The 25,082-nt window shown below is 36.6% G+C and carries 23 protein-coding genes, 1 riboswitch and 1 other annotated feature; of the genes, 13 read left to right on the top strand and 10 right to left on the bottom strand.

Annotated elements, in window-relative coordinates:
* Positions 1 to 2: 2 nt before the first annotated feature.
* The 3 genes from menH to M948_RS23985 all read left to right on the top strand — a co-directional run bounded on the left by menH (position 3) and on the right by M948_RS23985 (position 3,231).
* Positions 3 to 809, top strand: coding sequence for a 2-succinyl-6-hydroxy-2,4-cyclohexadiene-1-carboxylate synthase (menH, locus tag M948_RS23995; protein ID WP_021288886.1), 807 nt, complete (start codon positions 3 to 5; stop codon positions 807 to 809).
* Positions 810 to 859: 50 nt separating this feature from the next.
* Complete coding sequence (gene menB, locus M948_RS23990; RefSeq protein WP_021288885.1) at positions 860 to 1,678, top strand: 1,4-dihydroxy-2-naphthoyl-CoA synthase; 819 nt, start codon at positions 860 to 862, stop codon at positions 1,676 to 1,678.
* A 101-nt stretch (positions 1,679 to 1,779) separates the two neighbouring features.
* The gene (locus tag M948_RS23985; protein WP_021288884.1) at positions 1,780 to 3,231 is read left to right on the top strand and encodes an o-succinylbenzoate--CoA ligase; all 1,452 of its coding nucleotides are present in this window, start codon (positions 1,780 to 1,782) and stop codon (positions 3,229 to 3,231) included.
* Between the two features lie 10 nt (positions 3,232 to 3,241).
* Here M948_RS23985 and M948_RS23980 read toward each other — a convergent pair whose 3' ends face one another.
* Genes M948_RS23980 through M948_RS23970 form a run of 3 tightly spaced genes read right to left on the bottom strand, consistent with a single transcriptional unit; the run spans position 3,242 to position 6,290 of the window.
* The gene (locus tag M948_RS23980) at positions 3,242 to 4,252 is read right to left on the bottom strand and encodes an NAD(P)/FAD-dependent oxidoreductase (RefSeq protein WP_021288883.1); all 1,011 of its coding nucleotides are present in this window, start codon (positions 4,250 to 4,252) and stop codon (positions 3,242 to 3,244) included.
* Between the two features lie 17 nt (positions 4,253 to 4,269).
* Complete coding sequence (locus tag M948_RS23975; RefSeq protein WP_021288882.1) at positions 4,270 to 5,283, bottom strand: FecCD family ABC transporter permease; 1,014 nt, start codon at positions 5,281 to 5,283, stop codon at positions 4,270 to 4,272.
* Positions 5,280 to 6,290: a FecCD family ABC transporter permease gene (locus M948_RS23970; protein ID WP_021288881.1), complete on the bottom strand. Its 1,011-nt coding sequence runs from the start codon at positions 6,288 to 6,290 to the stop codon at positions 5,280 to 5,282. The genes M948_RS23975 and M948_RS23970 overlap by 4 nt, the downstream gene beginning before the upstream one ends.
* A gap of 93 nt (positions 6,291 to 6,383) precedes the next feature.
* On the opposite strand from M948_RS23970, the gene M948_RS23965 reads away from it, so the two are divergent.
* From M948_RS23965 to ytkD, 5 genes are all read left to right on the top strand, one after another.
* Positions 6,384 to 7,349: an iron-hydroxamate ABC transporter substrate-binding protein gene (locus tag M948_RS23965; protein WP_021288880.1), complete on the top strand. Its 966-nt coding sequence runs from the start codon at positions 6,384 to 6,386 to the stop codon at positions 7,347 to 7,349.
* Between the two features lie 153 nt (positions 7,350 to 7,502).
* The gene (locus M948_RS23960) at positions 7,503 to 8,330 is read left to right on the top strand and encodes an ABC transporter ATP-binding protein (protein WP_021288879.1); all 828 of its coding nucleotides are present in this window, start codon (positions 7,503 to 7,505) and stop codon (positions 8,328 to 8,330) included.
* Between the two features lie 93 nt (positions 8,331 to 8,423).
* A complete protein-coding gene (locus M948_RS23955) occupies positions 8,424 to 8,747 on the top strand; it encodes a hydrolase (protein WP_306465024.1) in 324 nt (107 codons plus the stop codon).
* Positions 8,748 to 8,925: 178 nt separating this feature from the next.
* Positions 8,926 to 9,456, top strand: coding sequence for a hypothetical protein (locus M948_RS23950; RefSeq protein WP_021288877.1), 531 nt, complete (start codon positions 8,926 to 8,928; stop codon positions 9,454 to 9,456).
* A 26-nt stretch (positions 9,457 to 9,482) separates the two neighbouring features.
* Positions 9,483 to 9,950, top strand: a complete 468-nt coding sequence (gene ytkD / locus M948_RS23945; protein WP_021288876.1) for an RNA deprotection pyrophosphohydrolase — start codon at positions 9,483 to 9,485, stop codon at positions 9,948 to 9,950.
* Between the two features lie 83 nt (positions 9,951 to 10,033).
* Here ytkD and M948_RS23940 read toward each other — a convergent pair whose 3' ends face one another.
* The 4 genes from M948_RS23940 to pckA form a co-directional block, all read right to left on the bottom strand.
* The gene (locus M948_RS23940) at positions 10,034 to 10,843 is read right to left on the bottom strand and encodes an ABC transporter permease (RefSeq protein WP_021288875.1); all 810 of its coding nucleotides are present in this window, start codon (positions 10,841 to 10,843) and stop codon (positions 10,034 to 10,036) included.
* On the bottom strand, positions 10,830 to 11,639 hold the full coding sequence (locus tag M948_RS23935) for an ABC transporter ATP-binding protein (RefSeq protein ID WP_021288874.1): 810 nt from the start codon (positions 11,637 to 11,639) through the stop codon (positions 10,830 to 10,832). Before M948_RS23935 ends, M948_RS23940 begins: the two co-directional genes overlap by 14 nt.
* Positions 11,640 to 11,644: 5 nt before the next feature.
* On the bottom strand, positions 11,645 to 12,640 hold the full coding sequence (locus tag M948_RS23930; protein WP_021288873.1) for an ABC transporter substrate-binding protein: 996 nt from the start codon (positions 12,638 to 12,640) through the stop codon (positions 11,645 to 11,647).
* A gap of 174 nt (positions 12,641 to 12,814) precedes the next feature.
* The gene (gene pckA, locus M948_RS23925) at positions 12,815 to 14,401 is read right to left on the bottom strand and encodes a phosphoenolpyruvate carboxykinase (ATP) (protein ID WP_021288872.1); all 1,587 of its coding nucleotides are present in this window, start codon (positions 14,399 to 14,401) and stop codon (positions 12,815 to 12,817) included.
* Between the two features lie 265 nt (positions 14,402 to 14,666).
* A riboswitch (SAM riboswitch) is annotated at positions 14,667 to 14,774 on the top strand.
* Between the two features lie 135 nt (positions 14,775 to 14,909).
* Between pckA and metK the strand changes: the two genes are divergently transcribed.
* Together metK and asnB are read left to right on the top strand one after the other, a co-directional pair.
* Positions 14,910 to 16,112, top strand: coding sequence for a methionine adenosyltransferase (gene metK, locus M948_RS23920; RefSeq protein WP_021288871.1), 1,203 nt, complete (start codon positions 14,910 to 14,912; stop codon positions 16,110 to 16,112).
* 270 nt (positions 16,113 to 16,382) lie between these two features.
* Entirely contained in the window at positions 16,383 to 18,287 is a 1,905-nt protein-coding gene (gene asnB, locus M948_RS23915; RefSeq protein ID WP_021288870.1) for an asparagine synthase (glutamine-hydrolyzing), read from the top strand.
* A 198-nt stretch (positions 18,288 to 18,485) separates the two neighbouring features.
* On the opposite strand, the gene M948_RS23910 is transcribed toward asnB, so the two are convergent.
* On the bottom strand, positions 18,486 to 19,001 hold the full coding sequence (locus tag M948_RS23910; protein ID WP_021288869.1) for a gamma carbonic anhydrase: 516 nt from the start codon (positions 18,999 to 19,001) through the stop codon (positions 18,486 to 18,488).
* A 79-nt stretch (positions 19,002 to 19,080) separates the two neighbouring features.
* On the opposite strand from M948_RS23910, the gene M948_RS23905 reads away from it, so the two are divergent.
* The gene (locus M948_RS23905) at positions 19,081 to 20,172 is read left to right on the top strand and encodes a tetraprenyl-beta-curcumene synthase family protein (RefSeq protein ID WP_021288868.1); all 1,092 of its coding nucleotides are present in this window, start codon (positions 19,081 to 19,083) and stop codon (positions 20,170 to 20,172) included.
* A gap of 23 nt (positions 20,173 to 20,195) precedes the next feature.
* Here the strand turns inward: M948_RS23905 and M948_RS23900 are convergent, their stop codons facing one another.
* The gene (locus M948_RS23900) at positions 20,196 to 20,759 is read right to left on the bottom strand and encodes a tRNA (mnm(5)s(2)U34)-methyltransferase (protein WP_021288867.1); all 564 of its coding nucleotides are present in this window, start codon (positions 20,757 to 20,759) and stop codon (positions 20,196 to 20,198) included.
* Positions 20,760 to 20,865: 106 nt separating this feature from the next.
* Positions 20,866 to 21,081, top strand: a binding site (T-box leader).
* Between the two features lie 54 nt (positions 21,082 to 21,135).
* Here M948_RS23900 and leuS point away from each other — a divergent pair.
* Positions 21,136 to 23,547: a leucine--tRNA ligase gene (leuS, locus tag M948_RS23895; protein WP_021288866.1), complete on the top strand. Its 2,412-nt coding sequence runs from the start codon at positions 21,136 to 21,138 to the stop codon at positions 23,545 to 23,547.
* 51 nt (positions 23,548 to 23,598) lie between these two features.
* Here leuS and M948_RS23890 read toward each other — a convergent pair whose 3' ends face one another.
* Positions 23,599 to 24,357, bottom strand: coding sequence for a hypothetical protein (locus tag M948_RS23890; protein WP_031334930.1), 759 nt, complete (start codon positions 24,355 to 24,357; stop codon positions 23,599 to 23,601).
* Positions 24,358 to 24,466: 109 nt separating this feature from the next.
* Between M948_RS23890 and M948_RS23885 the strand changes: the two genes are divergently transcribed.
* Positions 24,467 to 24,775 (top strand): rhodanese-like domain-containing protein, encoded by a 309-nt coding sequence (locus tag M948_RS23885; protein ID WP_021288864.1) that lies wholly within the window; start codon positions 24,467 to 24,469, stop codon positions 24,773 to 24,775.
* Positions 24,776 to 25,082 lie beyond the last annotated feature (307 nt).

The raw sequence follows: 25,082 nt of genomic DNA, 5'->3' as shown, positions 1-25,082 counted from the left end.
ACATGTATTTCTGCATAAATCAAATGAAATATTGGTACGAAGTCCAAGGGGATGGCGATCCGCTTGTATTATTACATGGTTTTACAGGGAGCAGAAATACATGGAAACCGTTTATACAATCATGGAAAAATAACTGGACATGTATTACGATTGATCTCCCAGGTCATGGTAAAACAACTGGATCTGTTTCATCCATGGAAGCCTGTTGTGTAGATTTGCATGCATTGTTTAACTACCTAAAACTAAATAAGTTTCATTTATTAGGGTATTCAATGGGAGGTAGAACGGCAATTACCTATGCGATGTTATATCCTGAAATGATATCATCATTACTATTAGAAAGCACATCGCCAGGGTTAAAAACAGCAGAAGAACGTCGACAACGAAAAGAAAAAGATAATTATTTAGCGGTGCAAATTGAAGAGAAAGGGATCGATTGGTTTGTTAATTATTGGGAACAAATCCCACTTTTTCAAAGCCAGCAAAAGTTACCTAATTCGCAGCAACAAATCATACGAGAAGAACGTTTGTCTCAACATGCTTCAGGATTAGCTGATTCATTACGGACAATGGGGACAGGCGTTCAACGTTCTTGGTGGGAGGAACTCTCCTCTTTCTCTAAGCCTGTATTATTAATTGCTGGGGAAAATGATCAGAAATATTGTAAACTAATGAAGGTAATGGATAAACATTTTGAGTATGCTTGTTTACAGATCATATCAGAAGCTGGACATGCAATTCATGTGGAGAAACCAAAGATTTTTGGTAAAATAGTAAATGAGTATATCACAGGTACTAAACTAGCCTAAGTACCATACGATTACTTCATTATTACATACTATCTAAAGGAGGAAATAACATGACAGTAAATTGGGAACAGGTAAGAGATTATCAAGAAATTATTTATGAAAAATATAATGGAATCGCTAAAGTAACAATTAACCGACCAGAAAAACGAAACGCATTTACACCATTAACAGTGAATGAGATGATTGATGCATTTGCGGATGCACGAGATGACTCAAATATTGGTGTAATTCTATTAGCTGGTGAAGGCGAAAAAGCATTTTGCTCGGGTGGTGACCAATCTGTTCGAGGACATGGAGGATATGTCGGGGATGATCAAGTTCCTAGACTAAACGTGTTAGATTTACAACGGCTTATTCGAACAATTCCTAAGCCAGTTATTGCTATGGTGTCTGGCTATGCAATTGGTGGGGGACATGTGCTACATGTTGTCTGTGATTTAACGATTGCTGCAGATAATGCCATTTTTGGACAAACAGGACCGAAGGTTGGAAGTTTTGACGCTGGATACGGTGCTGGTTTGTTAGCAAGAATGGTAGGCCATAAACGCGCGCGTGAAATATGGTACCTATGCCGACAATATAATGCAGAAGAAGCTTATGAAATGGGATTAGTAAATACAGTCGTGCCCGTTGATAAGTTAGAAGAAGAAACCATTCAGTGGTGTGAAGAAATTCTGGAAAAATCTCCAACCGCATTACGCTTCTTGAAAGCATCATTCAATGCAGATACAGATGGTTTAGCAGGATTACAACAAATGGGCGGAGACGCTACGCTTCTTTACTACACAACGGATGAAGCAAAAGAAGGAAGAGACGCATTTAAAGAGAAAAGAAAACCAGATTTCAAGAAGTTCCCTCGTTTTCCTTAAGTTGCAAAAGATTTTAAAATGTATCACCTTTGCTTTTAGCAAAGGTGTTTTCTATAACAATTTACATAAGTTAACAAAACATTATTGTAAGGAGCTTTATAATGCAAGATACGACCATTCCACATTGGCTATCGAAACAGGCTGATATTTCACCTCATTGTTCTGCTATTGAATTGGTAAACGGACAAAGGCTAACATTCGAAGAGTTAAAGAATCAAAGTCAAACTTATGCTAAGAAATTAGCAGATTGGGGTGTGAAGGAAGGCTTTCATGTTGCCATCCTATCAACGAATAAACAGGAAATGATTGTTGCTATTCATGCACTAAGTTATTTAAAGGCAATCGCAGTGTTGTTAAATATACGACTAACAAAAGATGAACTCATGTATCAATTAAACGATGCGGATGTTTGTTTTTTGATCTATCCTGAAGAGTTAAAGGACAAAGCATCAAGCTTATCCATAAAACATCAAGCAAGTTATACAGAAATTCATCAACGACATCCAAAAAAAATCGCATTAGCAAAAGAAATTAGATTAAATGATCCTTTTACAATTATGTATACTTCTGGTACAACTGGATTTCCTAAAGGTGTTATTCACACTTATGGGAACCACTGGTGGAGTGCAATTGGCAGCGCATTGAATTTAGGAATTCATGACCAAGATAAATGGTTAGCTGCGTTACCGTTATTTCATGTTAGTGGTTTATCCATTTTAATTCGGAGTGTAATTTATGGGATGCCGGTATATTTATTAGAGAAATTTAATAAAAAAGCTGTTCATCAAGCCATTATAAATGACGGTGTAACAATTGTTTCTGTTGTTACTGTTATGTTGCAGCAATTAGTAGAAGAACTTGGAACAAATCAATATCCTACTACATTGCGCTGTTTTCTGTTAGGTGGAGGGCCTGCACCACTTCCTCTTTTGAAGCAAGCAAAAAAATTAAATGTACCAGTATTTCAGTCGTTTGGAATGACGGAGACCGCTTCACAAATTGTCACTCTCAATGCAAACGACGCCCTTAAGAAAGTGGGGTCAGCCGGAAAAGCATTATTTCCAGCACAAGTAAAGGTTGAATCGTCTGATCAGACAATAGGCGAAATATATGTCAAAGGACCCATGGTAACATCAGGCTATTATAAGAAACCAGAAGCGACAAATAAGATATTGAAAGATGGCTGGCTAGCAACGGGAGATTTAGGTTATTTAGATGATGAAGGCTTTTTATATGTGGTAGACCGGAGAAATGACTTAATCATTTCTGGCGGTGAAAATATTTACCCATCCGAAATTGAAAGTGTACTTTCTGGTCATCCTGCTATTAAAGAAGCGGGCGTTACAGGTATATCTGATGATAAATGGGGAGAAGTACCGATTGCATTTGTTGTAACTAACACCCAAATCGCATTTGATGAAGTGATGAACTATTTACGCGAACATATAGCTAATTATAAACTTCCAAAAGAAATTCATGAAGTAGCCGCTTTACCGCGTAATGCATCAAACAAACTAGTAAGAAGCCAGTTAAGACATATAAGGAAAGAATAAGGGTGCATCCTTATTCTTTCCTAAAAGGCTCGTAATTCGTTGAAAATAAATGAGATAACGTGTGTTCCGGATCAATAAACTGTTTCGCTGCGTTAACAGCGATCGGCCCTTCGTTAAATCCCCCTGCGATTAAATGAAGTTTATTCGGATAGTTAGCAATATCTCCTACGGCAAATATCCCAGGAATGCTTGTTGACATAGTAGAATCAACTTTTATAGAGCCATTCTCCATTTCCATTCCCCAGTCATTAATTGATCCTAAATCAATCTGAAAGCCGTGACTAATGATTAGATTGTCAATATGAAGTGTTTCTATTTCTTTCGTATCTGCATGTTGAAGGGTAATATGAGAAAGTTTACTTCTCTCACCATGTAAGGATTTAATGTGATAAGGCTGCTTAATTTTCACAGAAGAATTTTTCATTTTCGAAATATTGCTTTCCATCCCTCTAAATGTAGGTTTTCGGTGGATTAGTGTGACTTGTTTTGCTATCGGTTCAAGTTCATTAGCCCAGTCGATAGCAGAATTTCCTCCACCTGAGATAAACACGTGTTTCCCTTGATAGCTAGCCATTCGTTGAATGGTATAATGTAGCGTGTCATTTTCATAAGTAGGTGCTTCTGGAAGTTCTAGTTTGGTTGACTTTAGTATCCCATACCCTGTGGCAAGGATAACCGTTTTTGTATTATGTACTTGTCCATCACGACTCGTAAGTTGAAAGTGACCATTTTTTAAACGAGTAATTCCAACGACTTGTTCTTTTAAGACAATCGTAGGGTTAAAGGTTTTTGCTTGTTTTATTAGGTCTTCAGTAAATAATTCTCCGCTTTTTTGAGGGATGCCGCCAACGTCCCGAATGATCTTCTCAGGGTAGAAATACGGAACTTTCCCCCCAAGAAAAGGTAAATATTCAATAATTTTGGTTTTCATTTCCCGCATTCCGCTATAAAAGGCGGTAAATAATCCAACGGGTCCACCACCAATAATCGTTACATCATATAAATCATGTTGTTCTGCCATTTCGAATCTCTCCTAAACTATTTTGTCTTCATAAGTAAGTATATAAAATAAGGCGCACTTAAAATGGATACAATAATTCCAACTGGCATTTGTGTCGGCTGCAAAAGATTTTTAGCAATCATATCAGCAATGATTAATAATAAGCCACCAATTAGTGTGGAGATAGGTATAATATATTGGTGTAAGGGACCAATGATCTTTCTTGTAATATGTGGCACAATGAGTCCTAAAAAGGCAATTGCCCCACCAGCTGCAACAGATGCACCGGCTAATGCGACGGCAAGAAATAATAAAGTAACTCGTTCCTTTTCAATTTTGGATCCTAACCCTGCCGCTACTTCATCTCCTAAGGTTAGCACATCCAGAGTTTTTGCTTTTGATATCGTAACCGGGATTAAGGTAATGATCCATGGAAGGATAGATAACACAAACATCCAATTCGTGTTCCAAATATCACCAGATAACCAAACCGTTGCCTGGCGGAAATTCTGTGGATCCATTTTTAATTGAAATATAACAAGAAATGCGCTAAATGCGGCATTAATGCCGATACCAACAAGGACAAGTCTAATTGGGTCGATTCCCTTTTTCCATGCAAGAAGATAAATGAATCCCGCTGCTACTAAAGCACCAATAAATGCAAAGATAGGTAGTAAAAAGATAGAAGATGTATTGGTAGGTTCTAGATCCCCTTGAAAAAAGAATAAAAACAACACTACTGCCAGCCCAGCCCCTGTATTAATACCAAGGATCCCTGGGTCCGCTAGTTCATTTTGAGTTACTCCTTGCAAGATAGAACCTGAAACAGCTAAGCCAGCCCCAATGAATAATGCGAGAATAATACCAGGTAATCGAAAGTCAAAAAGTACCATTTCTTGTCGTGCTGTACCATTATGCAGGATGGTTTGGACAACTTCAGCTGGAGAAATTGCAATGATTCCTGTGCTCAAACTTAGAAAAAATGAAATAATGACTCCAATAACTAAAATGAATACGGTCCATCTAAATTTGCTTTTATGTATTTTCTTCATTTTGTTCCACCTCCACGTGCTAAGTAAAGAAAGAACGGAACACCTATTAATGATGTAATAGCTCCCACTGGTGTTTCATATGGCGCATTTACTAGTCGAGAAACGACATCAGCCAGTACAAGCAATAATCCTCCAAAAATGGCGGAGGAGGGAATAATCCACCGATAATCCGTGCCCATAATAAACCTTGTAATATGAGGAACAATTAGCCCAATAAAACCTACAGGACCAGCAATAGATACAGCGGCACCGGTTAATAATAATACACTGAAAATTCCAAGTATCTTAATTAACATATTATTCTGCCCTAAACCACTAGCTATATCGTCGCCTAAACTTAATATTGTAATAGATTTTGACATACTAATGGCTAAAGTCAAACCAATCGCACCACAAACCAGTAATAGTTGAATAGAGTTCCAATTGGTGTCAGCCAAGCCTCCTGCCATCCAAAATCCCATCTGTCTTTCTAATTGGAAATGTAAGGATATTAATGACGATATGGAGCTTAGCATGGTACTAATTGCTACACCTCCAAGTGCAAGTTTTACTTGCGTTAAGCCCCCCTTGGAAAAAGAACCAATCATAAACACCATTGTAACAGCAAGTCCAGCGCCAATAAATGATGCTATAATTAATCCACTATTTGAAGCTGCTGGAAAAAAAGCAAGCATGATAACTAAAGCGAGAGCGGATCCTTCTGTCACTCCCATAATGGAGGGAGACGCTAGCGGATTTCTAGTCATACCTTGCATAATTGCACCTGAAATGGCGAGAAACGCTCCTACTAATACAGCCGCAAATGCACGTGGAAGGCGTAACTCTTGAATGATTTGATGGGAGGTTACTTCTGAATCGAAATGAAATAAAGCATTCCAAACGGTGTTTAAATGAATATCAACAGCACCTAAAGCGATTGAAAAACCAATGGATAATAGCAATGCAATAAAAGCGAAAATATTTATAAGTAATCGTAGAAAGGTCGAATGATTAATTGTATGTAGCATGTTTTCCCCCTGAATAATAGGAAAAATTGACTTCCTAATTGAAAATGATTATCATTGATACGGAGAATATTATATCATAAAGGAGACCTACATATGAAATCCAAAACATTATCAAATATAATTTTGCTTGTATCATTCATTGGGGTATTATTCCTAGCTGCTTGTGGAAGTAATGAATCTTCAGAGAATAACGAAGGTAATCAGGAGGAAAAGGAAACATCAAATAATACAGAAGTAACCATGCAGTCAGAAATGGGGGAAGTGACCATCCCTGCTAATCCGGAAAATATAATCGCCCCCTATCATGAAGATGCATTACTGGCTTTGGGTGTAACTCCTGTAGCTAAATGGGCAATTGGAAACAGCATTCAACAGTATTTGGAAGAAGATTTAAAAGATGTTCCAAAAATAGAATGGAACCTTCCTATAGAACAGGTATTGAGTCAAGAACCCGACCTGCTCATACTAGAGAATGCCATTCAAAATTATGAAGGTAGTTATGAAGAATATAGTAAGATAGCACCAACGTATGTGATGTCTGAAGAGACAACAAAAGACTGGCGTAAACAAATTGAAGTTTTTGGAGAAATGCTTGGGATGCAGGATAAAGCTGATCAGGTACTGAACGACTACGATCAAAAAGTAGAAGATGCAAGTAAAGAATTGTCAAATACAATTGGTGATGAAAGTGCAGCAATTATCTGGGTTATGGGAGATAAATTCTATTTGTTTGAACATAATCGTCATAGTGCAGGCGTGCTCTATAATGAACTTGGAATTAAGCAACCAGCATTAATTGAAGAATTAGGAGATGCAACAGAAGAATGGAATCCTATTTCTATCGAAAAGCTATCGGAATTGGATGCTGATCATGTCTTTCTATTAGCAGAAGAAGGTCAACAAGGGGTAGAAACCTTGAAAAATAGTTCTGTTTGGCAAGCTACAAAAGCAGCGAAAAACAATCATGTTTATCAGATAAATGATCCAAGTAATTGGACGAATAAAGGCTTGATTGCTTCTGAAAAAACAATTGATGACGTATTACAAGCATTGGAATAATTGTAAAAAGCCTGCCCTTGTTTTTTGAATTTTAAGTGAAAATGATTATCAAAGTCATTGACGAATTGTGAAAAAGCAAATAAACTAAGGGTAGTGCTTTGTATCGATCCTCTATAAATAATGAAATAATTAGAGGGAAAGGGAGAGATTCCAATGCAAACCTTAACAGCAAATGACCTGACGCTTAGTTACGGGGAAAATGTAATTATAGATGATTTAGATGTAGAGATTCCCAAAGGCGAAATTACTGTATTTATCGGTGGAAATGGTTGTGGGAAGTCAACATTGCTACGGTCGTTAGCACGATTATTAAAACCGAAAAAGGGTAATGTTGTGTTAGACGGTGAAGCCATTGCTAAAATGGGTACTAAAGATGTTGCCAAAAAGATGGCTATTCTACCACAAAGCCCTATCAGCCCTGAAGGTTTAACGGTTCATGAGCTTGTTAAACAAGGTAGACATCCCTATCGAGGTTTTTTAAAGCAATGGTCGGATGAGGATGAAAACGCTGTAAACCATGCTTTAGAATCAACGAATATGATAGCTCTGAAGGATCGTCCCGTTGACTCCTTATCAGGTGGTCAACGACAACGAGCATGGATTGCAATGACACTTGCTCAAGATACTGATCTTATTCTGCTAGATGAACCGACGACATACTTAGATATGACGCATCAGATTGAGGTACTTGATCTTTTGTTTGACTTAAATGAAAAAGAAGGGCGAACCATTGTAATGGTTCTTCACGATTTAAACTTAGCTTGTAGATATGCACATCATATTATTGCAATTAAGGATAAGCAAATTTTTGCACAAGGAAAGCCTGAAGAAATTATTACCTGTAATTTAGTACATCATGTATTTGAAATGATGTGTGATGTGACGTTTGATCCGAGGTTTGGTACACCAATGTGCATACCTCATGGAAAAGGTCGTTGTATTTTTGCTAATGGCAGAAATACTGTTAACGCTGCAAATTAATATTATTAAAGATACTCGTCAGTTATGGCGAGTTTTTCTTTTTGAGTACATCATTCCCTCGTTTTTAAGGAACATTAGTAGTAGGAGGTGTGAATGATGGAGAAAAAGAAATACTATGTTAATATGGGAACAGGTGAGATTTCGAAACTAAAATACGACAATAATGAGGATTTTGTTATACACGCAACCGATGATGAGATCGTTTTATTGAGGGAAAAATTTAATGAGGCTGATGCTTCTGGTATTCGGACATTTTTTCGTGCACATATCCCAGTTGTTCCGTATCATAATGATCCATCAAATGATGAATTTGATAATGAATTGATGGAAGCTTATCGTATGGTGTATCAACTAGGTGATGAACAAGCAAAATCCCATATTGAAAGTATGGGGATCTTAGGAGATAGACCACTATAAGAAAGAAAGGGATAACATGCTCTCGCATCTTATCCCTTATCTGTTTTTATAAAGGAAAGAGTTACAGTTTAGCCCCGAATATGCAGTCTAATATCAAAAATAGGTTTATATTTGGAATGGAACAGGAATAGAATTGTAATTGGTAGATTATACATATTCATATAAGGAGGGCTTTACTGTGAAAAGAGTTCAACTATTAAAACATGCTGGTGTATTCGTAATGAGCATCATGACCATTTTCTTCATTAGTTTTATTATAGACGAGCATGTTTCTGCTAATGCCAATATAAATGAAACACCGGACAAGAATGAAGAAAAATCGAAAGAAACGTTAAGTCATGATACAATAATTAAACGTACGAATCAATTCATGGACTTGCTTGTCCAAGAAACTGATTCCGAGTACCAGGTAGAAGCATTTGGGACGAAAGAAGAACTCTTACGTGCATTTCATAATATAGCTACTAGGGATGCTGCTAAACCTTATGTAGACTATTATTACAAAGAAGGCCAAAAAGGTCTATTTATGATGCCAACAAGTACTCCGCCATGGTTTTCGGATGAAGAGGAATATCGTATGATTCAAAAAAATGATCAGCAAGTAACCGTCGTACAAGAAAATAAGAACAACCTATACGGTAATTATATCATTGAAATTGAATTTACTTTTCAGGGAAGCTGGAAAATAACTAATATCAAACATAGCTAATATATGAAGTAAAAGGCGTTGAACATATGTACACATTCAAAGATTACTACAATAATGAAATTAAATTATCCTTCGACTATTTACCTTTTTCAGTAAATCCGATGCACGTATGGGTCGTTTGCAAATATCAAGATAATTGGTTGTTAACGAAGCATAAAGACAGAGGGTTGGAATTTCCAGGAGGTAAAGTGGAAAAGGGGGAAACCCCAGAACAAGCTGCCATACGAGAAGTTAAAGAAGAAACAGGAGGGCTAATCGATACCTTAACGTATATTGGACAATATTTTGTTGCAGGCAAAAGAGAAAACGTAATTAAAAATGTCTACTTTGCTTCCATACATGCATTAGAACCTCAGGATTCGTATTTTGAAACAGATGGTCCGGTTATCGTAGATAATATTCCGTTAAATGTAAAACATCAAAATGGTTATAGTTTTATTATGAAAGATGATGTATTAGAACACTGTATTCAATATATTTACAAACATTTTTAAAATCGCCTTATTGTGTGAAACTTCAATGTACGAGTGATCACTGAAGTACTTTCACCGATAAGGCGATTTTTTTCGCGAATTAATTAGGAGGTGGAGTGCTTAATAAGCCAGACTTCGATGCGTTCTACGATTTTATACATGATGGCAGCAAAAATGGCGATTAATACTAAACTAGCCATAACTAATGAAAAATCAAATACTTGAAATCCATAAATAATTAAATAACCAAGCCCTTGTTTTGATACAAGAAATTCACCGACAACTACGCCAACCCAAGATAATCCAACATTTACTTTTAATGTTGATATCATTGCCGGTAAGGTAGCTGGGAAAATAGCATTTTTAAAAATTTGCCCTTTGCTCGCTCCTAAACTCTTTAATACTTTTTCATAATTTGGATCAACTTCATTGAACGCTGAATATACAACCAATGCTGTAATGATCACTGAAATAATAGCTCCCATTGTGATGATGGAGATATACCCAGGCCCCATAGCTACAATGATTATCGGCCCTAAAGCAACTTTTGGCATTGCATTCATAATAACTAAATACGGATCCATTACGCTTGAAAAGCGTTTAGAAGTCCATAAGGAAATAGCTAATACAATCCCAAAAATTGTACCAAGGAGAAAACCGGCGATGGTTTCGAGTAGGGTTACTTGGAGATGATTTAACATGGATCCATCACTTAATTTGTTTATAACTACTTGAAAGATGGTTGTTGGCGAACTAAATAATAATGGATCAATCCAATAGAAGCGACTGGCAACCTCCCATAGAAGAATAAACGTAATAAGTATACTAATTTGCCATATATATACAATTCTATTCTCGCGTTTTACATGTTGTAAATAAGCTTGGAAGAGCTGCTGATCATTATTTCGCTTCATGATTCGTAGACACCACCTCTTCGTTTGGTAATTGCTCTTTTTTATCTAATTCTTCCCATACTTTATCAAACAAAATTTGATATTTTGGGTGTTTACGCACAAGTAAAGGGGCTTCATTTCTTATTTCAATCGGAACCTCAAAGATTTTTGAAATAACTCCTGGATTAGCATCCATAACAAAAATTCGATCACTCATCGCTATTGCTTCACCAATATCATGCGTTACAAGCACAGCGGTTTTATGATAGGTTGCCAATAAGTTTGCTACCAATTGTTCTAATTTTAGCTTTGTTTGATAATCCAATGCTGAGAATGGCTCATCAAGAAGTAACAGTTTTGGATCATTAATTAATGTTCTTACTAATGCTACACGTTGCCGCATCCCTCCAGAAAGAGAGCTTGGGTAAGCGGATGCTATATTAGGTAAACCTACTTCATTTAATAAGGCTGTTGCTTTTTCTTTGGTGTTTTCTGTAACATTGTTTGCGATTTTAGGGCCAAGTAAAACATTGTCAATGATGGTTTTCCATGGAAATAAGTAGTCTTGTTGCAACATGTAGCCGATATTGGCTGTTGTCAAATCAATCGGTTTCTCTTGTAAGCGTATTTTGCCTTGTGTTTGTTTTATAATTCCTGCAATAATTGATAAGATCGTCGATTTACCACAACCACTAGGACCCAATAATGCGACAAATTCACCTTCTTGAATAGAGAAAGATATATCGTCTAATGCTTTGGTGAAGTTTGCTTTTGAAAAATAATGATGGGAGACATTTTCTAAGGTTAGAAATGACATATTGCTCACTCCTTATTACCAATAACTTCTTCAGCGATCTTTGTATTCACAAGATCTGTATAAGGTACATCTGCAGGCAGTTCACCAGCTTCTTGCATAATATCTTTTAGGTTACTCCATTCTGACTCATCTAATATCGGGTCTGTAGCAAATGACCCTTGACTTTTATAACGATCAATAGAAGCAGCAAGCATTTCTACATCCGTGTCTTCGAAGTAAGGCTGTATAACTTGAGCAATCTCTTTAGCGCTATGTGCTTCAACCCACTGTTGCGCTTTATAAACTGCTTTCGTAAATTTCTCAATTTCTGCATCATTTTCTTTTAAAAAGCTCTGTTTTGCCATAAAAACAGTGTATGGGACATGCCCTGATTCTTCTCCAAATGAAGCCACGATATGTCCTTTCCCTTCTTTTTCGAATGTACTTGCAGTAGGTTCAAATAATTGCACATATTCTGCATCTCCAGATACGAATGCACCAGGTATATTAGCAAATTCTATATTCTGTTGTAGATCGAGGTCAGTTTGAGGATTAATATCATGTTGCTTTAAAACGAATTCACCAACCATTTGGGGCATTCCGCCTTTGCGTTGACCGAGAAAAGTGGTTCCTTTAATATCCTCCCAAGTGAAATTGGGTTTTGGTTCTTTGGCTACTAAAAAGGTTCCGTCAGTTTGTGTTAATTGGGCAAAATTAACAGCATAGTCCTTCGAATCTTGAGCATAAACATAGATGGAAGTTTCAGAGCCTACTAAAGCTACATCTGCTCCATCAGATAATAATGCCGTCATTGTTTTATCTCCACCCCAAGTTGTTTGTAATTCCACATTAAGACCTGCCTCTTTAAAGAACCCTTTCTCTAAAGCTACATATTGCGGAGCATAAAATAGCGAACGTGTTACTTCGGCTAATTTTATTGTAGTTTCCTCCTGGTTATTACATGCTGTTAGAAAAAGTAGGAACCCACAGGAAAGGAGCATTATACGTTTTATCTTCTTCATGTTGCACGACTCCTTCTAAATATTTGTATGTCAACACAGTTTATGAGGAGTTGTGAAAATGTGTGAATGCCTATATAAAAAAACCGATCTCATTTCAGAGATCGGTCATCAGCAATCTATAGCTGAACACTTTTCACTCATATATAATAAATCCTTTTTGGGATGAGGAAACAATTACTTTCCTTGATACATTGGACCTGCTTGCACAATATCGCTACTTGCTTCCGTGAACTTCTCAAAATTTTTATGGAATTTCATAGCCAAAGATTGCGCAGCCTCTTTGTAGGCCGCTTTGTCTTTCCACGTATTTATTGGAATTAATACTTCATCGGGTACTCCCGGTACTTGCATGGGAATTTCCAAACCAAAAATACTGTCTTTGGTTGTCTCAACAGAATTTAATTCGCCTTCTAACGCAGCATGTATCATTGCTCGTGTATAGGAAAGTTTCATTCGTTTTCCAACACCATACGATCCTCCAGTCCAACCAGTATTCACTAGGAAGACATTTGATTGATATGCATCTATTTTTTCTCCTAACATTCTTGCATACGTAGATGGAACTAATGGTAAAAATGGAGAGCCAAAACAAGCTGAAAACGTTGCTTGCGGCTCAGTAACGCCTCTTTCAGTACCAGCAAGTTTGCTCGTGTAACCGCTAAGAAAATGATACATTGCTTGTTCTTTTGTTAGCTTACTGATTGGCGGCAAGGTACCAGATGCATCAGCAGTTAGAAAGATAATCGTATTCGGATGGCCAGCCATGCTAGGGATGGCAATGTTATCAATATTCTCAATTGGGTATGCTGCTCTTGTGTTTTCAGTTAATGATGTGTCATTGTAATTCGGAATTCGGGCTTTATCAACAATGACATTTTCTAAAACGGAACCAAAACGAATGGCATCAAATATTTGCGGTTCTTTTTCTTTAGATAAATTGATACATTTCGCATAACAGCCACCCTCAATATTGAATACACCGTTTGGACCCCAGCCATGTTCATCATCACCAATTAAACGACGATATGGATCAGCTGATAACGTTGTTTTTCCTGTGCCAGATAATCCAAAGAATAAAGCAACGTCTCCTTCTTTACCTACATTGGCAGAACAATGCATAGATAACACATTTTGTTGGGGAAGCAGATAATTCATGACGGAGAAAATGGATTTCTTAATTTCTCCTGCGTATTCGGTTCCACCAATTAGAATAACCCTTTTTTTAAAAGAAACGAAAATAAAAGCTTCTGAATTTGTTCCGTCTTGCTCAGGGTTTGCTTTAAAAGTAGGAGCTGAAACTACTGTAAACGCAGGTTGATGATTTAATAATTCTTCAGCTGTCGGGGTTATAAAAAGTTGTCGGGCGAATAAATTATGCCATGCATATTCATTGATTACTTGTATTGGAAGCCGATAATCATGATCTGCACCGGCAAATCCTTTGAACTGAAAAAGCTCTTTTTTGTCTTGTAAATAATTAATTACTTTGCGATACAATTTGTCAAAAACTTGTTCTTCGATAGACTGATTAACTGTACCCCAATCAACATTCTTTTCACTCACTTCATCACTTACAATAAATTTATCCCTAGGAGAGCGTCCTGTATACTTACCTGTTGTAGCTTGAACAGCACCAGTTGCTGTAAGCATCCCTTCTTCTCTATCTAAAATACGTTCAATAAGTTGTGGTACTGTTAAGTTGGTTTGTAAATGATTATGGGTATATAATTCATTAACCAAAGGTTTTTCCACCATTTTCATATTAACTACCTGCCTTTTAGTAAGATTGTATCAACGTCGAAACCTAAACGACCTTATCATGTTGAATATGTTTATTAGTATAACACATTAATAAAAATAGTCCATACTAAATATATAATAATTTTATTCAATTATCCTATAATGTTGAATCATGACAGCAAATTACTTCTTTTCCTTTTATTATAAGTAAAAATCGATAGACAATACGACGAAAGTAGTTGACACAAACGTTTTCTTTCGATAAGCTAAACTTCGAACGGATACTCTCTTATTCAGAGTTGGTGGAGGGACAGACCCGATGAAACCCAGCAACCATCACAATGGTGAAAAGGTGCTAATCTGATGCAAGGAACATCTCCTTGAACAATAAGAGCGAAAGGCGGGACAATCCTTTCCTCATGTATAGTAGGAAGGGTTTTTTTTGTTTTCTTTAGAACCTTTAATACTGAATGAGCATAATTGATAAATAGAGTTCCGTAACTGATATGTAAAAGGAGGATTTAGCAACATGGCTGCTAATCGTCGTTTATTTACTTCTGAATCTGTAACAGAAGGCCATCCTGATAAAATATCTGACCAAATTTCAGATGCAATATTAGACGAAATATTAAAAACAGATCCTTATGCACGTGTTGCATGTGAAACGACCGTGACGACTGGGCTAGTACTTGTAGCTGGAGAAATCACGACAACAACATATGTTGATATTCCTGCAATAGTAAGGAAAACCATTAAAGAAATAGGGTATACTCGAGCAAAATTTGGATTTGATGCCGATACCTGTGCTGTGTTAACTGCAATTGATGAACAATCGCCAGATATTGCAGGAGGTGTAGATACTGCTTTAGAGGCGCGTCAAGGAACGATGAGTGATGAAGAAATTGCAGCTATTGGCGCCGGAGATCAAGGATTGATGTTTGGTTTTGCTTGCGATGAAACCGAAGAGTTAATGCCTTTACCGATTTCGTTAGCACATAAGTTAGCTAAGCGCTTAGCTGATGTTAGAAAAGATAAAACATTAGATTATTTACGACCGGATGGGAAAACTCAGGTGACCATTGAATATGATGAGGCGGATGAGCCGGTAAGAATTGATACAATTGTAATCTCTACACAACATCACCAAGATCTGACAACAGAACAAATTGAAAAAGATTTAATTGAACATGTCATTCGGCCTGTTGTACCAAAGAAACTGCTTGATGATAAGACAAAGTACTTTATTAATCCTACTGGTCGTTTTGTGATTGGTGGACCACAAGGAGATGCAGGTTTAACAGGGCGTAAAATTATTGTAGATACGTATGGGGGATATGCACGGCACGGTGGAGGAGCATTTAGTGGTAAAGATTCCACCAAAGTAGACCGATCTGCCGCTTATGCAGCTAGGTATGTTGCTAAGAATATTGTTGCAGCGGGTTTAGCGAAATCATGTGAAGTACAATTAGCATATGCGATTGGTGTGGCAGAGCCTGTCTCAATTTCGATTAATACATTTGGATCAGGAGTAGTCGATGAAGAAAAACTAGTAAAAGCTGTAAGAAAACTATTTGATTTACGTCCAGCTGGTATAATTCGTATGCTTGATCTACAAAAACCAATCTTTAAGAATACTGCAGCATATGGTCATTTCGGCAGAACCGATATCCAATTCCCGTGGGAAAAAACCGACAAAGTTGATGAATTAAACGCGCTTTTAAAACAATTTTAAAAAATGATAGAAGAATGACAAAAGAGTTTTCTCATTTCAAGCTGGGGAAGCTCTTTTTTTGATATCGTGTGTGTTAAAACCTAAGGTATATCACCTATTTACAGTGAATATCTTACCAGACAAGTTGGGATTATATAGAAAAAAAGGGTGAAAAATGATAGAAGTTTACCTATCTCCGTGTTAGAATATTACTGTATCATTTCGGTTTTGTTACAAATGGGTTACAGCTCAGGGTGATACGTTTATAATTGACGAGAGAAGGTTTATGTTATGTGTGGTTTTATCGGAATGCTATTTGATGAACCAATGGAAAGATCAGCTCAAGAAATAGCTAACTTCAAAGAACAAAATAATATAATAACGCATCGCGGACCAGATGACGAAGGATACTATTTTGATTCCTATATGTCGTTTGGGTTTCGGAGACTAAGTATTATTGATATCGAAAGTGGTACACAACCATTAAGTTATCATGATGAACAAATATGGATGGTTTTTAATGGTGAAATATATAATTACTTAGAGTTAAGGCAGGAACTAGTAAATGAAGGTTATCATTTCGAGACGAATTCCGACACTGAAGTAATTGCAGCTTTATTTACTAAATATAAAGAAGAGGCATTTCAATTACTAAGAGGAATGTTTGCGATTTTAATTTGGGATAAACTAAATGAAGAATTGTATGGTGCCAGAGATCCATTTGGAATTAAACCCCTTTTCTATTATGAAAATGATAGAGGGATGAGTTTTGCTTCGGAGAAGAAAAGTATCGCATTAATGTTGGAAAAAGAAGAAGTAGATCAAGATGCTTTACAGCATTATTTAAGCTTTCAATATGTTCCAGAACCAATGACAATGTCTAAGGGTATACACAAGGTGGAACCTGGTCATTATTTTAAGAAAAAACCAGCACAACCGATCATGTTTACAAGATATTGGCATGCCTCTTTTCAGCCAATGAATAGATCGAAACAAGATTGGATTGAACAGATTCAAGATGTTATGTACGATTCAGTAGATGTCCATATGCGTAGTGATGTGCCAGTAGGGTCGTTTTTATCTGGTGGAATTGACTCAACGTTAATTGTTTCTATAGCAAAAACGATAAACCCAAGAATAAAGACGTTTTCCGTCGGTTTCGAACGAGAGGGATATTCTGAAATTGACGTTGCGAAAGAAACTGCGGATAAATTAAATGTGGAGAATATATCCACAACCATTACACCGGAAGCATATATTAAAAATCTTCCACTTATTATGTGGCACATGGATGATCCATTAGCTGATCCTTCTTGTGTACCTCTTTATTTTGTTTCTGAAGAGGCACGGAAACATGTGAAAGTAGTTCTATCTGGAGAGGGGTCCGATGAATTATTTGGAGGATATAATATCTATCGCGAACCAGAATCCTTAAAGGTATTTGAAGCCATTCCAACTCCAGTAAAAGAATTGCTTGCAAAAGTTTCAACGGTGTTACCCGAAGGGGTGAAAGGCAAGAGTTTTCTCGATCGAGGTACAACCCCTTTACGTGAACGCTATATTGGAAATGCCAAGATGTTTGAAGCAGAGGAGAAAGAAAAGCTACTCAAAAGTTATAATGAGCAGTTAGGGTATCAACAAATTACTAGGAAATTATTTGATCACGTTAGGGACTATCCATCTGTTAACCAAATGCAATATGTCGATATTCATACATGGATGCGTGGAGATATTTTATTAAAAGCAGACCGAGTTACAATGGCAAACTCTCTAGAGTTACGCGTCCCTTTCTTGGATAAGGAAGTCTTCCAAGTTGCTAGGCAACTTCCTGTTGATATGAAAATTGCTAATGGAACAACGAAACAAATACTAAGAGAAGCATCCAGAGGGATTATTCCTGACCATGTATTAGACCGGAAAAAATTAGGGTTTCCAGTTCCGATACGTCACTGGTTGAAAAATGAATTAAATGGTTGGGCAAAACAACTTATTCGAGAGAGCGAAACGGACCATTTGCTGCATAAGGGTTATATTTTAGAATTATTACATGCACACTGCCAGGGAAAGGCAGACTATAGTAGAAAGATATGGACAGTTCTAATGTTTATGGTATGGCATCAAAACTTTGTGGAAGGTAAATTGGATATGCATGAAATTAAAAAGAGAGAACAAGAGAAAGAGTTGGTACGATCTTAGAGAAAAAGATTAGGAATGAAGATGGTGAGAAATCGGTTTTAATTTCATCATAAATTGGGTTTCTATCCAATTTTAGTCTTTTGAATTAGACAGGCAATCTCTAGACAACAATGGTGATTGCCTGTTCTCTTATTTTGTTTCCATTACTATTTCAGTGAATAAATTCGTTGCGCCTCATTTAAATACAGTAAAAAAATTTTACTGATCAAATACCTGTTTGTATCTTTTTCCTTTTTCCACGTAGGACGTTCTAACACGTTCCATTTCCTTGTAATCTGCTTCGGTTAGTTCTCGTATTACTTTAGCGGGACGACCGAGTGCCAGTACATTTTCTGGTATTTTCTTACCAGGGGAGACTAAACTTCCTGCACCAATAAAAGCATTCTCACCTATTTCTGCTCCGTCTAAGATGATAGAACCCATGCCGATTAATGCTTTGTTTCGAATAATAGCAGAATGGAGCGTTACCTGATGTCCTACAGTTACGTCGTCCTCAATAATTAGTGGTTGGTTTGGACTTTGATGAAGCATAGATAGGTCTTGAATACTTATGCGTTTTCCAATTCTTACCGGAGCTACGTCCCCTCGAATGACCGTCTTAAACCAAATACTTGATTCTTCACCAATTGTAACATCGCCTATTATCATTGCATCGGGTGCTACAAACACAGATTCATGAATAATTGGATAAAAGTCTTTATATGGATGTATCATTTGAATCCTCCTGGAAAATATGATGATATAAATAGTATACCAAATATAACATGTAGTATCGTAGATCGGAGGCAGCGAGTTGATTAAGCATCATGTTCTTCACTCCCCCAGTAAATTAATGTTCACTGTATATACAAAAATTTTTCCGCAGGTAAATAAGGAATTGAGCTATTGGCAAACACGAGCAGCTGCTATTCCGGATGATGAATTAAGAACACAAGCATTAGCAAGTATAACTTCAAAACGATTTCACTGTCAGGGAGGATCTGTTTTTGCTTTACTTGCTGAAGAAAAGTGGGAGAGTGCAGTTCGATTTGTTGTAGCATATCAAACAATAAGTGATTACCTTGATAACTTATGTGATCGAAGTACGTCTATGGATTCTGCAGGTTTTCGGATGTTACATACATCAATGAGAGATGCATTGACACTCACAGATTACTCAACTAATTATTACAGCCTAATCCAATATAAGGATGATAATGGATACTTGCAGGAGCTCGTACAAACTTGTAGAGAGGTTATAGCTAGCTTGGATAACCTAGCTGTATTTCAAGATAATTTATTATGGTTGGAAGGACTTTATGAAGATTTACAAGTACATAAACATGTGGTTCCGAATAAAAGAGAAATACGGTTGAAAAGATGGTCAGATATCAAGAATGACTACTCATTACAATGGTATGAATTTTCGGCAGCTACTGGATCAACACTTGGGATATACAGTTTAGTATGTTATGCGTTAGCAGGTAGAATAAATGACGAGATGACCGGCGCTATTACTAATGGTTACTTTCCATACATACAAGGGTTGCATATCTTGTTGGATTACTATATTGATCAGCATGAGGATGTGACAGAGAAAGATTTGAACTTTTGCAGTTATTATGCTAATCAAAGGATCATGCTTGATCGTTTTGAGTATTTTGTAAATCAAGCGCTTAAGCAAACGACAGTTTTACCAGACGCTTCATTCCATAAAATGGTCGTAAAAGGCTTAATTGGACTATATTTAGGCGACGAAAAGGTAAAAGAATTGGAAAATGGAAGTATGGTCAAAAAGAGAATGCTAAAAGCTAGTGGAGGAGCTTCTTTGTTTTTTTATTTGAATACAAAACTTTATTATATGTATAAAAAAATTCGTAATTCTGGTCTATATCAAAATAGATAGTCTACGGAAACAAATACCTAATCTTAGCGCTTTTGGATTGCTATAATAAATGGAGGGTTGTTTCTTTGGTTTATAAAGCCGTATCGTAACACATGATATTTACGTTGGTTTAGCTTCATTACATGCTTTAAAACAATTTGTTTTTCTTCTTCGCCGCCTTCATGTCCATGATAGACGACTAAAACAATTAAACCACTCGTTTTCAAATATTGTAAGATCGTATTAATGGCATTTATGGTAGATTGGCCTTTTGTGACAATGCTTTTATCGCTTTTAGGAAGATATCCAAGATTAAATACTGCTCCGCCTATTAAAAATTCATTCGTCGGGATATACGCTTGTAGATTTGCATGGCTATCTTGTATTACTGATACATTTGTTCGATTATTTTCTTCGAGTTTCTGTTTCGTAGCGATTATGGCATCATCCTGAATATCAAATGCAAGCACATGCCCGTTTTTACCAACAACGTTACTCAAAAATAACGTGTCGTTTCCATTACCGCATGTAGCATCTATTACTGTTTCATTTTTATCAATGGAGCCCTCCAGTAAATAATGGGCATAATGTAATATTCCTTGTAACATCGTATACTCCTTTTGGATAGTGGTTAGACTTATTTTACCAGAAGATATCGTTATTGTCTTGACAAAGCGATTACAATTCATTAAAATTCGATATACATCATATAGGATAACGACAATGCAGAGGAATAGTAATAATTCCCTACAGGTAAAGAGAGACAGTGGTTGGTGAAAACTGTACCTGAATAATTATGAACTCGCCTTGAACGTTGCAGAAGTGATATGTAGTTTCTGCCGATTTATCCACGTTATGGATTAGGAGAGAATGCATGTAGTTGCATTAAGCTGGGTGGTACCGCGGGAATAATAGCTTCTCGTCCCTTTATGGGATGGGTGGCTTTTTTTTATAAATTTTTGTTTGTGATAAGGAGGAACTGATATGAGTTTTCATCATCAGCAAATTGAAAAGAAATGGCAGGAGTACTGGTTAGAAAATAAAACGTTTAAGACTGATACCTTTTCAGAGAAAGAAAAAGTGTATGCACTTGACATGTTTCCATATCCTTCTGGATCAGGCTTGCATGTAGGTCACCCAGAGGGTTATACTGCTACAGATATAATTTCAAGAATGAAACGGATGCAAGGATACGAAGTGCTTCACCCAATGGGGTGGGATGCTTTTGGCCTGCCAGCAGAACAATATGCAATTGATACTGGGAACAGTCCAGAAGAATTCACAAAGAAAAATATTGAAATCTTTAAAAGGCAAATTCAGGCACTCGGATTCTCCTATGATTGGGATCGTGAAATTAGTACGATGGATCCGAATTATTATAAGTGGACACAGTGGATTTTCACAAAGCTTTATGAAGAGGGTCTAGCCTACATGGATGAAGTTGCGGTTAACTGGTGCCCTGCATTAGGAACGGTGCTTGCTAATGAGGAAGTTATTGATGGAAAAAGTGAGCGGGGTGGCCACCCGGTTATTCGTAAACCTATGAAACAGTGGATGTTAAAAATTACTGCTTATGCAGACCGCTTACTTGAAGACTTAGATGAACTGGATTGGCCGGAAAGTTTGAAAGATATGCAACGCAATTGGATTGGGAGATCAGAAGGCGCTGAAGTACAGTTTACAGTTGATAATACGGATGAAATGTTTACGGTATTTACGACAAGACCAGATACGCTTTTCGGTGCAACGTATGCAGTACTAGCTCCTGAACATCCGTTAGTGGAAAAAATCGTAACGGCAGAACAGAAAATAGCTGTAGAAAGTTATATGAATGAGATTCAGACCAAGTCAGATTTAGAAAGAACTGATTTAGCGAAAGAAAAAACAGGCGTTTTTACTGGGGCTTATGCGATTAATCCAGTTAATCAAGAAAAAATGCCAATTTGGATTGCTGACTATGTATTAATGAGTTATGGATCTGGAGCAATCATGGCGGTTCCTGCACATGATGAACGAGATTATGAGTTTGCTGTTAAATTTGAACTCCCCATCATTGAAGTAGTTGCTGGTGGCGATATTTCCAATGAAGCGTATATTGGAGACGGCGAACATGTTAATTCAGATTTCCTTAATGGCATGGATAAAAAGGCGGCCATCATAAAAATGATTGATTGGCTAGAGGAAACAGAGAATGGGACAAAGAAAGTTACCTATCGTCTTCGTGATTGGCTATTTGCACGTCAAAGATATTGGGGTGAACCCATCCCAATTATTCACTGGGAAGATGATACAATGACTGCAGTTCCTGAAGAGGAATTACCCCTTGAATTGCCAGAGATGGATAATATTAAACCATCAGGAAATGGAGAATCACCATTGGCAAATAGTGATTGGATTCATGTGGTTGATCCTAAAACAGGAATGAAGGGAAGAAGAGAAACAAATACAATGCCACAGTGGGCAGGAAGCTGCTGGTACTTCTTGCGTTATATTGATCCAACTAACCCAGACCAAATTGCAGATCCCAAGGCATTAAAAGAGTGGTTGCCAGTTGACATTTATATCGGTGGTGCCGAACATGCGGTGCTCCATTTATTGTATGCTCGTTTCTGGCATAAATTCTTGTATGATATTGGTGTTGTGCCTACTAAAGAACCGTTTATGAAATTATTTAATCAAGGAATGATTCTTGGTGAAGGTAATGAAAAAATGAGCAAATCAAAAGGGAATGTCGTTAACCCAGATGATATTATTGAGTCCCATGGTGCTGACACTTTACGATTATATGAGATGTTTATGGGTCCACTTGATGCATCTGTTGCATGGTCTGAAAACGGACTAGACGGAGCGAGGCGATTCTTGGACCGTGTGTGGCGATTAATTGTATCAGATGATGGGCAACAATCTGATAAAATTGTGGATGAGGAAATTAATGGGTTAGATAAGATTTACCATGAAACGGTGAAAAAAGTTACCGATGATTTTAATCATTTACATTTTAATACGGCGATCTCACAAATGATGGTATTTATTAATGAAGGTTACAAAGCAGAAAAATTACCAAAAGATTATATAGAAGGTTTTGTTAAGATGCTTTCACCGATAGCACCTCACGTAACAGAAGAGCTGTGGAGAATACTTGGTCATTCGGAAACAATCAGTTTCGAAGCTTGGCCAACATATGATGAAAGTAAACTTGTTGAAGATGAAGTGGAAGTAGTTATACAAATTATGGGGAAAGTAAGGGCAAAGGTGAGTATTGCGAAAGATACCACCAAAGAAGAGTTGGAAAAAATAGCACTAGAAAATGAAAAGATTCAAGAATTAATAGAAGGAAAAACGGTACGAAAAGTAATTGTAATTCCTGGGAAATTAGTTAATATTGTAGCGAATTAATAAAAAGATCTCTTCGGATACGAAGAGATCTTTTTATAGCACATTCGATTTTTAAGTAGATGGTATCCATTTCGTTTGTAAAATAATCCATTCTCCATTCTCATAATACCAGGTGGTTTCAACTGTACCTAACCTATCTGCATGGTAAGCTCCACTAATTTGTTGATAACTTTTTAATCCGTATCCTTTACTTTTACTAATTAATACTGGTTCAAAAAAGGCAATTGGGTCAATCATGACAGATTTATGAGATTCAAGTAAATTACCGTTTTTATCGTATATGCCAAGTCTGATATAATCTTCAGCACGATTCTGAACATCAATCGTAATCGGTTTATCTGTTGGGGTTAGTTTAATGATAACGTTAAAATTATCTTCAAAAGTCCCACTCAAATAGGCTTGCTCCGGAAGTGGATTTTCTTTAAGCTGACCTTGAGAAATTGTATTTAACTGATAATTGTAAAGTCCTCCACTCCCCCCAGTTGCACTTTGATAAAAGATATCTTTTTTGTTGTCGTGATTCAAGTCAATCATTTGTAAAGTTGGATCATAACCTCCACCAGCATAATTTATTTTCCAGCCTTCCTTTTGTTTATTTGTGATTTCTGTCCAAATTTCCCGATAAAAATTGGAGTCGGGAGAAAATAAGATGCCCTTTAGTTGGATTTTTTCATTTTGACCATCCCCATTAACGTCTGCATGGTATGTTTTAATCTGTATTGGTTTTTGTTCTGCTGCTTGTGAAACCAATGGATTTAATGCACAAATGATCCATAGCGAACATATACTTACTATTATTTTTTTCATCATGTACCTCTCCATTATCGTTTGTTATTATTAGTGTGTGTAGGAAAGTTGCATGTTATCCTTCTACAGCTTATTATTAAAATTGAATGTACTAGTTAAGGAGTGGTTCTAGATGAATACAATTCAAGAATTAAGCCCCCAAGAAGTGGAAGAAAAACTGGAAAACGATAAAAATATAGAAGTTATAGATGTTAGGGAAGATGAAGAAGTAGCTCAAGGAAAGATTGAACAGGCAAAACATATTCCGCTACAAGAGATTCCTGAAGCTGTAAATAAATTAGATAAATCCAAAGATTACGTAATGGTATGCCGTTCTGGAAGAAGAAGTATGAAAGCTGCTTCATTTCTACAAGATAATGGATATAGGGTTTATAATATGGCTGGTGGAATGCTTGAATGGAAAGGTGACGTTAGCAGCTGAAAAATGTAACAGAAAAAAGGATTGACTTTTTTCTGTTACAAATATATAATATTTTTTGCTGTCAAAAAAAGTGTTATTGTTTTTTGGCAAAAAAAATAGACTATTGACGATTAATGGGATACATGCTATAATATTTATTCCAGTGATGAAGTTGTTGGTTATAAGCTAATTCGACAGAGTTCATCTCTCAAATTTTACGCAATGAAATCATTGACAAGTTTTAATGCAAGTGATACAATGTAAAAGTTGCGCTAAAAAAAGAAATTTGCTCTTTGAAAACTGAACAAAACAACCAGTATGTCAAGAA

This window comes from Virgibacillus sp. CM-4 (assembly GCF_000445495.1).
Classification (GTDB): Bacteria; Bacillota; Bacilli; order Bacillales; family Amphibacillaceae; genus Virgibacillus; species Virgibacillus salexigens.
Note: the sequence above shows the minus strand (reverse complement) of the source record. Positions and strands in the feature narration are given on the sequence as shown.